The 13,346-nt window shown below is 56.3% G+C and carries 15 protein-coding genes; all 15 read left to right on the forward strand.

The annotated features are described in order from the left end of the window. Window positions 1-9: 9 nt before the first annotated feature. Window positions 10-2,211 (forward strand): chemotaxis protein CheA, encoded by a 2,202-nt coding sequence (locus WBR25_RS05830; RefSeq protein WP_279463458.1) that lies wholly within the window; start codon window positions 10-12, stop codon window positions 2,209-2,211. A gap of 32 nt (window positions 2,212-2,243) precedes the next feature. Beyond that, entirely contained in the window at window positions 2,244-3,359 is a 1,116-nt protein-coding gene (locus WBR25_RS05835) for a protein-glutamate methylesterase/protein-glutamine glutaminase (RefSeq protein ID WP_204382720.1), read from the forward strand. Between the two features lie 2 nt (window positions 3,360-3,361). Next, the gene (locus WBR25_RS05840) at window positions 3,362-4,099 is read left to right on the forward strand and encodes a flagellar motor protein (RefSeq protein WP_479749548.1); all 738 of its coding nucleotides are present in this window, start codon (window positions 3,362-3,364) and stop codon (window positions 4,097-4,099) included. A 2-nt stretch (window positions 4,100-4,101) separates the two neighbouring features. Next, window positions 4,102-5,022, forward strand: a complete 921-nt coding sequence (locus WBR25_RS05845) for a flagellar motor protein MotB (protein ID WP_021229886.1) — start codon at window positions 4,102-4,104, stop codon at window positions 5,020-5,022. Between the two features lie 4 nt (window positions 5,023-5,026). Next, the gene (locus tag WBR25_RS05850; RefSeq protein WP_005334696.1) at window positions 5,027-5,821 is read left to right on the forward strand and encodes a ParA family protein; all 795 of its coding nucleotides are present in this window, start codon (window positions 5,027-5,029) and stop codon (window positions 5,819-5,821) included. Continuing rightward, entirely contained in the window at window positions 5,818-6,690 is an 873-nt protein-coding gene (locus WBR25_RS05855) for a chemotaxis protein CheW (RefSeq protein ID WP_042054452.1), read from the forward strand. Before WBR25_RS05850 ends, WBR25_RS05855 begins: the two co-directional genes overlap by 4 nt. Window positions 6,691-6,759: 69 nt before the next feature. Further along, window positions 6,760-7,248, forward strand: a complete 489-nt coding sequence (locus WBR25_RS05860) for a chemotaxis protein CheW (protein ID WP_005298836.1) — start codon at window positions 6,760-6,762, stop codon at window positions 7,246-7,248. A gap of 28 nt (window positions 7,249-7,276) precedes the next feature. Next, the gene (locus WBR25_RS05865) at window positions 7,277-7,654 is read left to right on the forward strand and encodes a DUF2802 domain-containing protein (protein WP_005353661.1); all 378 of its coding nucleotides are present in this window, start codon (window positions 7,277-7,279) and stop codon (window positions 7,652-7,654) included. 198 nt (window positions 7,655-7,852) lie between these two features. Further along, window positions 7,853-8,497: a cytochrome c biogenesis heme-transporting ATPase CcmA gene (gene ccmA / locus WBR25_RS05870; RefSeq protein ID WP_005362034.1), complete on the forward strand. Its 645-nt coding sequence runs from the start codon at window positions 7,853-7,855 to the stop codon at window positions 8,495-8,497. A 4-nt stretch (window positions 8,498-8,501) separates the two neighbouring features. Continuing rightward, a complete protein-coding gene (ccmB, locus tag WBR25_RS05875) occupies window positions 8,502-9,170 on the forward strand; it encodes a heme exporter protein CcmB (protein ID WP_005353658.1) in 669 nt (222 codons plus the stop codon). A 170-nt stretch (window positions 9,171-9,340) separates the two neighbouring features. Beyond that, window positions 9,341-10,081 carry a heme ABC transporter permease gene (locus tag WBR25_RS05880; RefSeq protein WP_005334687.1) on the forward strand — a complete coding sequence of 247 codons (741 nt, stop codon included), beginning with the start codon at window positions 9,341-9,343 and terminating at the stop codon, window positions 10,079-10,081. Between the two features lie 2 nt (window positions 10,082-10,083). Then, window positions 10,084-10,290 (forward strand): heme exporter protein CcmD, encoded by a 207-nt coding sequence (gene ccmD, locus WBR25_RS05885; RefSeq protein ID WP_005353657.1) that lies wholly within the window; start codon window positions 10,084-10,086, stop codon window positions 10,288-10,290. Further along, window positions 10,287-10,778 (forward strand): cytochrome c maturation protein CcmE, encoded by a 492-nt coding sequence (gene ccmE, locus WBR25_RS05890; RefSeq protein WP_005334685.1) that lies wholly within the window; start codon window positions 10,287-10,289, stop codon window positions 10,776-10,778. Before ccmD ends, ccmE begins: the two co-directional genes overlap by 4 nt. A gap of 82 nt (window positions 10,779-10,860) precedes the next feature. Beyond that, window positions 10,861-12,816: a heme lyase CcmF/NrfE family subunit gene (locus WBR25_RS05895; RefSeq protein ID WP_113740467.1), complete on the forward strand. Its 1,956-nt coding sequence runs from the start codon at window positions 10,861-10,863 to the stop codon at window positions 12,814-12,816. Next, window positions 12,813-13,343: a DsbE family thiol:disulfide interchange protein gene (locus WBR25_RS05900; protein WP_064335794.1), complete on the forward strand. Its 531-nt coding sequence runs from the start codon at window positions 12,813-12,815 to the stop codon at window positions 13,341-13,343. Before WBR25_RS05895 ends, WBR25_RS05900 begins: the two co-directional genes overlap by 4 nt. Window positions 13,344-13,346 lie beyond the last annotated feature (3 nt).

Consider the following 13,346-nt stretch of genomic DNA (forward strand, 5'->3'; position numbering starts at 1 on the left):
GAGTGACGCATGGCCTTCGAAGTTGATGAAGACATACTGCAAGACTTTCTGGTCGAAGCATCCGAAATATTGGAACAGTTGTCTGAACAACTGGTCGACTTGGAAAAGCGGCCCGATGACAAGAACCTGTTGAATGCCATCTTTCGCGGTTTCCATACCGTGAAAGGGGGGGCAGGTTTTCTGTCGCTCGGTGAACTGGTTGATGTATGCCATGGTGCGGAAAACGTGTTCGATATCTTGCGTAATGGCAAGCGAACCGTTACTGCGGAGCTGATGGATGTGATCCTGCAAGCGCTGGATGCCATCAATGTCATGTTCGCCCAGGTTCAAAATCGCGAAGCACCCAGCCCTGCGTCAGATGATTTGCTTCATGACCTCCATGAGTTGTGCAAGCCAGAAGGGGAAGAGCAACTGCGCACTGCTACCAGTGCGGCTGCGGCTGTAGAATCTGAACCTGCAGCACCGGTAGTTGTTGAAGAAGTTGCTCCAGAAGTTGTTGAACCCGCAGCCATCAGCAGCGAGCCTGCACCTGTCAATGGCGGCGGCTCGATCGATGAAATTTCTGCAGACGAATTTGAACGTCTGCTGGACGAGCTCCACGGCGTGGGTGGGGCTCCTACCAAGACTGCAGCAGCAGCCCCGATAGCGGGTGGCTCTGGCGATATCACCGATGATGAGTTTGAGGCCTTGCTGGACCAGCTCCATGGCCAGGGACAGCACATGGGGGCGCCAGAGGTGAATCCTCTGAAGTCGGTGCAAAAAGAGGTGGACGAGCTTATCGATGATGATGAGTTTGAGCGTCTGCTTGATGAATTGCATGGCCGTGGCCAAGGGCCTCAGAGTACTCTGGCACCTGCCGCACCTGCCGCACCTGCCGCACCTGCCGCACCTGCCGCACCTGCTGCGGTGACTCCGCCCAAACCGGCCACTCCTGTTGCCAAACCAGCACCGGCAGCTACCGCAAAACCCGCTGAAGCGGTCAAGGCACCAGCGCCTGCCGCCAAGGCGGCGCCTGCGCCAGCAGAAAATAGTGCCGTGCAAAGCGATACGACGGTGCGGGTGGATACCAAGACCCTCGATGTCATCATGAACATGGTAGGTGAGTTGGTACTGGTTCGTAACCGGCTGGTGAGCTTGGGTATTGCCAGCAATGATGAAGAGATGTCAAAGGCGGTTGCCAATCTGGATGTGGTAACGGCTGACCTGCAAGGGGCGGTGATGAAAACCCGCATGCAGCCAATCAAGAAGGTATTTGGTCGTTTCCCGCGCGTGGTGCGTGATCTGGCCAGAACCCTCAAAAAAGAGATTGAGCTGGTGATGGTGGGGGAAGAGACCGATCTTGATAAAAACCTGGTAGAGGCGCTCGCAGATCCTCTGGTTCACCTCGTTCGCAACTCCTGCGATCACGGGGTCGAAATGCCGGATGTGCGGGAGAAAGCGGGCAAGCCGCGGCAAGGGACAATTACCCTTAGCGCCTCCCAGCAAGGTGACCATATTCTGCTTTGCATCGAGGATGATGGGGCAGGGATGGATCCTGAGAAACTCAAGTCCATCGCAATCAGTCGCGGTGTTCTGGATGCAGATACTGCCGCTCGCATGAGCGACAACGATGCCTATAACCTGATCTTTGCTCCGGGCTTTTCAACCAAGGCCGAGATCTCCGATATCTCTGGCCGTGGTGTCGGAATGGATGTGGTTAAAACCAGCATTGTCAGCCTCAATGGATCGGTGCACATCGATTCCACCTGGGGGAAAGGTACCCGTCTCGAAATCAAGGTTCCGTTGACGCTGGCCATTCTGCCAACTCTGATGGTGGAAGTGGGTGAGCAGACTTTCGCACTTCCCCTTGGTTGTGTGAATGAGATTTTCCATCTGGATCTGAAAAAGGCCAACATGGTTGATGGCCAGCTCACCATCATTGTGCGCGAGAAGGCGATACCGCTCTTCTATCTGCACAAGTGGTTGATTCGTGGCGCCAACAAGCGTTCACGTCAGGATACCGGACATGTGGTGATTGTGCAGATTGGCACTCAGCAAATCGGGTTTGTGGTAGACAGCCTGATTGGTCAGGAAGAGGTGGTGATCAAGCCACTCGATAATCTGCTGCAAGGCACCCCTGGCATGGCCGGGGCGACGATTACCAGTGATGGCGGAATTGCTCTTATTTTGGATGTGCCGAGTCTGCTCAAAGCATATGCGCGTAGACATTAATAGCTCAGGCCCAAGGAGTTAGAAAAACAACAATGGCAGTCAAGGTATTAGTTGTCGACGATTCGAGCTTCTTTCGCCGTCGGGTGAGCGAGATCATCAATCAGGATCCCATGCTGACGGTGATTGATACGGCCCAGAATGGACGTGAGGCGGTGGACAAGGCGATGTCGCTGCGCCCTGATGTGATCACCATGGACATCGAAATGCCCGTGATGGATGGTATCAGTGCGGTGCGGGAGATCATGGCCAAGTGCCCAACCCCCATTCTGATGTTCTCCTCCCTGACCCATGAAGGGGCCAAGGCTACGCTTGATGCGCTGGACGCCGGTGCACTCGACTTCTTGCCCAAGAAGTTTGAGGACATTGCCAGAGACAAAGATGAAGCGGTCAGACTGTTGCAACAACGGGTGAAGGAGATCTCCCGCAAGCGCTTCCTGATGACATCCGCTGTTCGTCCCAAAGCACCTGAACCGGTTGCTCGTGCTCCTCTGGGCAGCACAGCGCCCAGAACTCCTGATCGTCAGCTTGACCTGCAACGTACGGTGCCAAGTGCCTCATTCAAGCGCAGTGGCAAGAGTTATCAGTTGGTGGCGATCGGCACTTCTACCGGCGGACCAGTTGCTTTGCAAAATGTGCTGACCAAGTTGCCGGGGGATTTTCCCCATCCCATCTTGCTTATCCAGCATATGCCAGCCACTTTTACTGCCGCGTTTGCTGCCCGTCTCAACGGGTTATGTCAGATTGGCGTCAAGGAAGCGGAAGATGGCGATGTGCTTAAACCAGGGCATGCCTATCTTGCTCCCGGTGGCAAACAGATGCTGCTGGAAGGTCGTGGTGCAGGGGCTCGCATTCGCATCGTGGATGGCAACGACAAGGTCAATTACAAGCCTTGTGTGGATATTACCTTTGCCTCTGCGGCCAAGACCTATGCCGACAAGGTATTGGCGATTGTGCTGACAGGTATGGGCGCAGATGGCCGTGATGGCGCCAGACTGCTGAAAGAGCAGGGATCAACCATCTGGGCTCAGGATGAGGCTTCCTGCGTGGTATATGGTATGCCCCAAGCAGTAGCCAAAGCGGGGATTGCCAGCGAATCACTCCCTCTGGACAAGGTGGCCCAGCGTATTCTGGTTGAGTTGGGGCGCTAATCATGGGCTTGCTCGGTCTGCTCCTGGCATTGGGGGCTATTGCCATTGCCCAACTGTGGCATGGCGGCTCCCTGTTGACGCTGGTGGACGGCCCCGCTTTTTTGATCGTGCTGGGTGGTACCGTCGGCGCCGTCACGTTGCAGACTCCAGCCAAGTACATCCTGCTGGCGTTGCGCCAGCTGTTATGGATTTTTATCCCTCCCCGCCAAGATCTTGCGACGCAGGCCGAACTGTTGCAGTCATGGGCAGTCTTTGCGCGCCAGCAAGGGCTGCTTGCCCTTGAAAATCAGGCCGAGCAGGAGGAAGACAACTTTACCCGCCAAGGGCTTGGTATGATTGTCGATGGGGTCTCCACAGAGGATATCCGTATGCTGCTGGAAGCGGACATCGATATCGAGCAGGAGCGTAATGAACATGCCGCCAGAGTATTTGAAGCCATGGGGGGATACAGTCCGACCATCGGGATCATCGGTGCCGTGCTGGGCCTGATCCAGGCCATGTTTCATCTCGAAGACCCGTCAGCACTTGGGGCGGGGATCGCAGTGGCATTTGTGGCAACCATCTATGGAGTGGGGTTTGCCAACCTCATCTACCTGCCTATCGCTAACCGGCTACGCGCGTTTCACTATCACTATGCACTCTTTCAGGAGATGACTCTGGAAGGGCTGCTGGCTATTGCCCATGGTGAAAACGGCTTGCAGGTTGAACGCCGGCTCAGAGCCTATTTGAAAGGAGAGTAGCCATGCGCAAGCGCTATCGGTTGCACTTGCAGGGGCGCGAGCATCTTGACCGTTGGCTGGTCTCCTATGCCGATTATATGACGCTGATCTTTGCCTTGTTCGTGGTGCTCTACTCTGTTGCGCTGGTGAACAAGGACAAGTATCGCGCGGTGATTGATGGTATGAGCCAGGCGTTCAGTGTCATGCAGTCTGGCGGCAATGGCTTGCTTGAAGGGCAGGGGAATTCCCTGCTGGATAACGCGGTATCTGCCTCTCCATCGTTGCTGGAAAGCCCTGCATCCCCCTCTCCTTCACTTGCTCCTATTTCTGGTGTGCCAGTGCTGCAAGATGGCGCGACACTTGCAAAACTCGATATGCAGTTGCAACAGAGCATGGGTTCGCTGGTGGATGCCGGTATCGTCAAACTGACGCAAGATGAGAACTGGCTGACGGTTGAACTCAGTTCCGGCTTGTTGTTTGGCAGCGGCAGTGCCTTTTTGGGACCAAACGCTGCACCGGTCATTAATACTCTTTCAAGTATTCTCAAACCGGTCGATAACTATGTAAGGGTTCGGGGTTATACCGATAACCAACAGATAAATAATGAAATTTATCGTTCTAACTGGGCGCTTTCTGCTGCTCGGGCCGAGGCGGTACTCAATGGCTTGATTGCCGATGGGATCGCCCCTCAGCGTCTGGCGTTCGAGGCATATGGCGAGTTTTCCCCCTTTGCTGACAACGGCAGCGAGCAGGGCAGACTGCAGAATCGCAAGGTTGTGGTCGCTATCTCCAAATTTGCCTGGGTGCCGCCGGCACCTGTGGTTGCAACGCCTACTGTAGTTGCTGAACCGGTTCCTGCTGTACAACAGGCGGTGGATGCAGGAGAGATAAAGGTGATCACCTTGCCCGGTGGTGGCATACGCATAACAACAAGGCAGGATTGATACAGTGATTGTTTGGACGGTTGCCAACCAGAAAGGTGGTGTGGGTAAAACCACCACAGTGGTCTCGCTTGCGGGGATCCTGGCCCAGCGTGGCCAGCGGGTGCTGTTGATTGATACCGACCCCCATGCTTCGCTGACTGCATATCTTGATTTTGATTCAGATCGCCTGGATGGAACCCTCTATGAGTTGTTTCAAGCTGTCAAACCGACAGCCGAGCTTGTCAATAAACTGACACTCAAGACCAAGTTCGAAAATATCAACTTACTGCCAGCATCTATTACCTTGGCGACCCTTGATAGGGTGATGGGCAATCGTGAGGGGATGGGACTGGTACTGAAGCGGGCACTGCTGCGCATTCAGGATCAATATGATTACGTGCTGATCGATTGCCCGCCAGTACTGGGGGTGATGATGGTCAACGCGCTGGCTGCCTGCGATCGCATTCTGGTGCCTGTCCAGACCGAATTTCTGGCCCTCAAGGGGTTGGAGCGGATGATGAAAACATTCGAGATCATGCAGCGTTCCAAGCGTGACAAGTTCCGTTATACCGTGATCCCGACCATGTTCGACAAGCGCACCCGTGCCTCTCTGATGACCTTGAAGTCGATCAAGGATCAATATGGAGATTCAGTGTGGAATGCGGTGATCCCTATTGATACCAAGTTTCGGGATGCCAGCTTGCTGCATATTCCCCCGTCTATCTATTCTCCCGGGAGTCGTGGAACCTATGCATATGAAACGCTGCTCAACCATCTTGATGCCCTTGAGCGGCAACGGGTTCATGAGGTGACGGCATGAGAGATACCATTCAAGTTCGGGCGATGGATGACTATTTCCACTCCCTGTTGCTCGATGAGCCACTGGTGCTGGATGAAGTGGAAGAGGTTCAATCTGCCCCTGTTTTACAGTTGCAACGTCAGCCCCAAAGCGTCCCCGAGGTAGTCGCCGCACCATACCTCGAAAGCGATCCACGGCTTGCCCAGCTCGGTGAGCTATTGGCTCAGGTGGGACAAGTCCAGTTCGAAAATGATGCCTTCACCCAGGAGATAACACTCACCGCACCGCTGGAGATTGTGGCGGAGGAGTCACTGTTGCCGGTGGAGCCTGAGTGGCCTGCGGAGGTGCTGCTTCCCGAGGTTGCGGAACCCCATACTACTATCCTGACCGAAACGGCGCTGGAGGTTGCTCCGGTAGAGGCCAGTGAACCGGTCGCCTGGGAAAATATCGATACCGGTAAAGAGTTTCAGGCCCTTTTCTTTGAAGTCGCGGGCGTGACGTTTGCGGTGCCGTTGACCGAGCTGGGTGGTATTCATCAACTGGGCGAGATCACCTCCCTGTTTGGCCAGCCTGGCTGGTACAAGGGGATCATGACCTCTCGCGAGCAGAAGATGAATGTGGTCGATACTGCCCAGTGGGTCATGCCGGGTCAGCATCTCGAGATGGATGATTACAAGTATCTGATTATGCTTGGTGAATCGCCGTGGGGATTAGCCTGCCATCATCTCAAAGGGACTGAATTGTTACACCGTGACCAGGTGAAATGGCGCCATCAGGAGGGCAAGCGCCCCTGGTTGGCGGGCATGGTCAAAGAAAAAATGTGTGCCCTGTTACATGTCCGCGAACTGCTCCTGTTGCTGGAGCGTGGGGTTAACATAGAAGGTCGCTGATAACTTCTGCAATCGAGCTGTTTTATTGCTAGTTTTAGCAGTAGACGTTTTCATAAAAGGAATAAAAACATGACAGAAAAGCGCAATATTGCACAGAATCTGGCCGAAGATGAAGTGCTGCAATGGGTAACCTTCCAACTGGAAAACGAAACCTACGGCATCAATGTGATGCAGGTTCAGGAGGTGTTGCGCTACACCGAAATTGCACCGGTGCCGGGTGCGCCTGAGTACGTACTGGGGATCATCAACCTGCGTGGCAATGTGGTGACTGTCATCGATACCCGTTCCCGTTTCGGTCTGCCTTCCGGTGATGTGAGTGAAAACTCCCGGATCGTGATCATCGAGGCAGAGAAGCAGGTGATCGGCATCATGGTCGACAGCGTGGCGGAAGTGGTTTATCTGCGTTCTTCTGAAATCGATGCGGCACCTGCGGTCGGTACTGAAGAGAGCGCCAAGTTTATTCAGGGGGTGAGCAACCGCGATGGGCAACTGCTGATCCTGGTTGACTTGAACAAGCTGCTCTCCGATGAAGAGTGGGAAGATATCGGTTCCCTCTGATAAGTAAGGTGATGTTTTGATAATCGAGATGGTTGCCTTGGGGGTGTCCCTGATTGCCTTGGCGTTTGCCTCTTATATCTGGTTCAAGAGCAAGCGCAGCAAGCAGGAGTCCGAGGCCAGTGTGGCAACCCTGCAAGGTCAGTTGGAAAGCTTGCGCAAGCAGATGATGGAACTCCATACCGGCGCCATTGGCATGGGGCAGCGTCTGCAGTCGGTGGAAGGGGCTATGCAGCAGGTCAACGAGCGCCAGCAAGAGCTGACCATGCAGGATCCCGAACGCAGGCTCTACAGCCGAGCGGCAAAGATGGTCGAACTGGGCGCCGATCTTGATGAAGTCATGAGTGAGTGCGAGTTGCCAAAGGCAGAGGCCGAGCTCTTGATATCGTTGCGAAAAGGTCGCTCTTGATGATTCAGGAAGGCAATTGCCTTCCTGAATTTTATGGCGTGCAGCCGCTTGTCCCCCAGCTGCGTTGAGCAGGCGGTTTCTACCGTATTTTCTTTGTGATCCCGGTCGCCAGTCAGTTCAATTGTTGCATCTTTGAAAAGACGTATTCCAATACTGTGTTAAGATGCAGACCGCTTCATTTTCTCTGAAAAAATCCCCATGCTGCTTCAAGTTAACAATCTGAGCTGCGTGCGCGAAGATCGCACTCTGTTTGAACACCTCTCTTTCTCTGTTGCGCCCGGCGATCTGGTGCAAATTGAAGGGCCCAACGGGGTCGGCAAGACCAGCCTGTTGCGATTGTTGACCGGGCTGTCGCAGCCGTTTGCCGGTGAAGTGTGCTGGAATGGGGAGAATATTCGTCACTGTCGCGATGAGTATCATGCCAATCTGCTCTATCTCGGTCACCAGCCCGGTGTCAAAGCGGCGCTGACCCCTTTTGAAAACCTGAAGTTCTACCAGCAGTTACATCACCCGCAGCAAACAGAGATCGACTTGTGGCAGATATTGGCCCGGGTAGGGCTGGCCGGGTTTGAAGAGAACCCGACCGGGCAACTCTCTGCCGGCCAGCAACGCCGGGTGGCTCTGGCCAGACTCTGGCTGTCACAGAAACCGGCACTCTGGATCCTCGATGAACCCTTTACCGCCATCGACAAGCAAGGGGTCAAGGTGCTCGAGCAGCTCTTTCTGGCCCACGCCGAGCGGGGCGGCATGGTGATCCTCACCACTCATCAGGATCTGACCCTGATGCAGGGACGGCTGAAGACTATCTCGTTGACCCCCTTCGCATCGACATTGCAGGAGTAACGCCATGTTGCGCGCTGTTATGCACCTTATTCACCGTGAACTGCTGATGGCTCTGCGCCAGCGTTCCGATATTCTCAATCCGCTCTGGTTTTTCCTCATCGTCATCACCCTGTTTCCGTTAGGCATTGGCCCGGAGCCCAAACTGCTGGCCCGTATTGCCCCGGGGATCATCTGGGTAGCGGCGCTATTGGCGGCCATGCTGTCGCTGGAGCGACTGTTTCGCGACGACTTTGCCGATGGCGCGCTGGAGCAGATGATGCTGATGCCGCACCCGCTGGGCTTGCTGGCGCTGGCGAAAGTGGTTGCTCACTGGCTGCTGACCGGCTTGCCGCTGCTGCTTATCTCTCCCTTGCTGGCGATTTTGCTGTCGCTGGATATGAACACCTATCTAGCCGTCGTCGCGACGCTGGCACTGGGCACTCCTGTATTGAGCCTGCTCGGCGCGGTCGGGGTCGCGTTGACGGTGGGATTGCGCAAAGGCGGGGTGCTGCTCAGTCTGCTGATCCTGCCGCTCTATATTCCGGTACTGATTTTTGCCACCTCAGCCATCGATGCCGCGGGGATGAGCTTGCCCTATGGCGGGCAGCTTGCCATTCTGGCCGCCATGCTGGTGGGGGCTTTGACACTGACGCCGCTGGCTGTGTCGGCGGCGTTGCGGGTCAGTCTCAACTGATGGCTGTGAGTTGAACCGAATTTGGCTCCGAATGGGGTCTTTCTGCAAAAAATAATGTTGCGATGGATCAAGGAGAGTGCCGCTTATTGCTTTCGGGGTATTTGATGCTGCCCCGTGGTCGGTATGGTAGGCCTCGCCAAACGATTAATAACAAAAAGGTTTTGTGAGCTATGTGGAAATGGTTGCACCCTTATGCCAAACCGGAGCGTGCCTATCAGCTGGCAGGCACGCTGTTGCCCTGGTTTGCGGTGATTAGTCTGCTCTCGTTTGTGATCGGTACTGTCTGGGGCCTCGCGTTTGCGCCAGCGGATTACCAGCAGGGAGATTCGTTCCGGATCATCTATATCCACGTGCCTTCCGCCATTCTCTCCATGGGAGCCTACTCCACCATGGCGGTGGCCGCCTTTATCGGCCTGGTGTGGCAACTGCGGATGGCGGACATGACGGTTGCAGCCATTGCGCCGGTCGGCGCCGTATTTACCTTTATTGCCCTCTTTACCGGTGCCGCCTGGGGCAAACCCATGTGGGGTACCTGGTGGGTGTGGGATGCGCGGCTCACCTCTGAACTGATCCTGCTGTTTCTCTACCTCGGCGTGATTGCTCTCTACAACGCCTTCAGCGACAAGGTGGTCGCTGGCCGTGCGGCCGGCATTCTGGCGCTGGTCGGGGTGATCAACCTGCCCATCATTCACTACTCGGTGGAGTGGTGGAACACCCTGCATCAAGGGGCCACCATCACCAAATTTGACAAACCCTCCATTTCACCCGAGATGCTCTGGCCGCTGCTGATCATGATCCTGGCGTTTGCCGCATTTCTCGGGGCTCTGACCCTGATGCGTTTTCGCAATGAACTCCTGATGCGGGAGTGGCATCGCCCCTGGGTCAAAGAGATTGCAGAGCAGGAGAAGTAAGCATGCACTTTGCCTCTTTCAGTGATTTTATGGCGATGGGCGGTTACGCCTTCTATGTCTGGCTCTCATTTGGCCTGACGCTGGTGTGTCTGGTCGGCATCATCATTTCTACCCGCATGAAAACCCGCAGCCTGCTCGCCGAGTTGCGCAGCAAACAGGCGCGTGAGGCCCGTCGCAAGGCGGCCCAGCAGATGGAGAACACCCTATGAACCCGAGACGCAAAAAACGCCTCACCATCATTCTGGCCATTACCCTGGGTCTGGCGACCGTCAGCGGGCTGGTGCTCTACGCCCTCAGTCAGAATATCGACCTCTTCTATACCCCGAGCGAGCTGGTGGAGGGGAAGGGGCCGGACAAGATCAAGCCGGAAGAGGGGCAGCGCCTGCGCATCGGTGGGTTGGTCGTGCCGGGGTCGGTGCAGCGGGATCCCCAGAGCCTCAAGGTTGCCTTCAAGCTGGTGGATAACGGCGGTCATCTGGTGAAGGTCGAGTTTGACGGCATCCTGCCGGATCTGTTCCGTGAAGGGCAGGGGATTGTTGCCCAGGGCACTCTCAAGGATGCCACGACCGTAGAGGCGTTCGAGGTGCTGGCCAAGCACGATGAGAACTACATGCCGCCGGAAGTGGCCGATGCCACCAACGGCATGCACTTCAAGCCGGAGTATACCGAGGCGCAGTTGAAGGGAGCCAAGCAGTGATCCCTGTGGTGTTTGCCTTTTCCGCTTTGCCTGCCGTGCGTGGTGCGGCTGTTGTCACCGTTCAATTGAAAGGAATGCCTTCATGATCCCGGAATTAGGTCAGTTTGCGCTGATCCTGGCCTTTGCCACCGCCCTGCTGCTGGGTAGCTACCCGCTGCTGGGCGCCAGTTGGGGGCGTCTTGGCATGATGTCGGCGGCCCGTCCGCTCGCCTATGCCCAGTTCTTGCTGCTGCTGCTGTCGTTTCTCTGCCTGACCTGGGCCTTTATCGATAACGACTTCACCGTGCAGTATGTGGCCACTAACTCCAACAGCCTGCTGCCGCTAGCATATCGCATTTCCGCCGTATGGGGCGCCCACGAAGGCTCCCTGCTGCTGTGGGTACTGACCCTGGGTGGCTGGACCGCGGCGGTAGCCATGTTCAGCCGCCGTCTGCCGCTCGATGCTGTCGCGCGGGTACTCGGCGTGTTGGGGCTGATCTCGGTCGGCTTCACTGCCTTCGTGTTGTTCACCTCCGATCCCTTCACCCGCACCTTGCCCTATTTCCCGGTAGATGGTCGTGACCTCAATCCGCTGCTGCAGGATCCGGGTCTTATCTTCCATCCGCCGATGCTCTACATGGGTTATGTGGGCTTCTCGGTAGCGTTTGCCTTTGCCATTGCTTCGCTGATGACCGGTCGTCTCGATGCGACTTGGGCCCGCTGGTCTCGTCCCTGGACCATGGCTGCCTGGGTATTCCTGACCCTCGGCATAGTGCTCGGCTCCTGGTGGGCCTATTACGAACTCGGTTGGGGCGGCTGGTGGTTCTGGGATCCGGTAGAAAACGCCTCGTTTATGCCCTGGCTGGCGGGTACCGCTCTGCTGCACTCGCTGGCGGTGAGCGAGAAGCGCGCCACCTTCAAGGCGTGGACCGTGCTGCTGGCCCTCTCCGCCTTCTCGTTGAGCCTGCTGGGTACCTTCCTGGTGCGCTCCGGCGTGCTGGTGTCGGTCCATGCGTTTGCCTCCGATCCGACCCGCGGCCTGTTTATTCTCGGCTTCCTGCTGGCGGTGATCGGTTCATCCTTGCTGCTGTTTGCCTTCAAAGGCTCGCAGGTGAAGAGCCACGGCAAACACGAGCTGTGGAGCCGCGAGACCCTGCTGCTTTGCAACAACATCATGCTGGTGGCGGGTCTGCTGACCGTGCTGCTCGGTACCTTGCTGCCGCTGGTGCACAAGGAGCTGGGGCTGGGGAGCATCTCTATCGGTACTCCCTTCTTCAACCACATCTACAGCTGGCTGATCATCCCGTTTGCCCTGCTGCTGGGGGTTGGCCCGCTGTTTCGCTGGCGTCGTCAGGAGCTGGGGGAACTCAAAAGCAAGGTGGTCGTGGCACTGGTGCTGAGTCTGGCCGCAGCCTTGCTGTTGCCGCTGCTCTTTGCTGAAACCTTCAAGCCGTGGGCGGCGGTAGGGATTGGTCTGGGCGCCTGGATCATCGTCACCAGCGTGCAGGAGACCTGGGCGCGTGCTACCCACAAGCACAGCTTTGCAGTCGGTGTGCGCAAGCTTGGCAACAGCCACTGGGCCATGATTCTTGGCCATGTGGGGCTGGCAGTCAGCATCATAGGTATCGCCTGCACCCAGAACTACAGCATCGAAAAGGATCTGCGAATGCAGGCGGGTGATCGAGTGCACTTTGCCGATTACGAGTTCGTCTTTGCCGGGATAAAAGAGAAGAACGGCCCCAACTACGATGGTTTCAAGGGCGTGCTGGAAGTGCACAAGAATGGCAAGCAGGTCGCCCTGCTCAAGCCCGAGAAGCGGATGTACAAGGTGAGCCGGATGCCGATGACCGAAGCGGCCATCGATGCCGGTATCACCCGCGATCTCTATGCGGCGCTGGGGGAACAGCTCGACAACGGCGCCTGGGCGGTGCGGATCTACTACAAGCCGTTCGTGCGCTGGATCTGGTTCGGCGGCGTCTTTATGGCCATTGGTGGCGTGCTGGCGATGCTGGACAAGCGTTACCGTTTCGGCCGTCGTGAGGAGGAGGCCAAGGCATGAACAAAAAGACCTGGTTGTTTTTAATCCCCTTTATCGTCTTTTTGCTGGGGGCGGTGTTCCTGTTCAAAGGGCTCTACTCCGATCCCACCAAGCTTGAGTCCGTGATGGTGGGTAAAGAGGTGCCGGTGTTCACTCTGCAGGACATTTACGATCTGAAAAAGCAGCACGATCGCAGTATCCTGACTGGTCGCCCCATGCTGCTCAACGTCTGGGCTACCTGGTGCCCCACCTGCTATGGCGAGCACACCTACCTCAAACAGCTGGCAGGGCAGGGCATTCCCATCATCGGCATGAACTACAAGGATGAGCGTGACAAGGCGATCAAATGGCTGGCGGAGCTGGGCAACCCCTATCAGGTCAACCTCTATGATCCGGACGGCATGCTGGGGCTGGATCTCGGGGTATATGGCGCACCGGAGACCTTCTTTATCGACAGCAAGGGGATCATCCGGTATCGCCATGTGGGGGATATCAACCCCGAGAACTGGGCGTCGACCCTCAAACCCATCTTTGATGCCATGAAGTGAGGG

The organism is Aeromonas sp. MTB, from assembly GCF_056632455.1.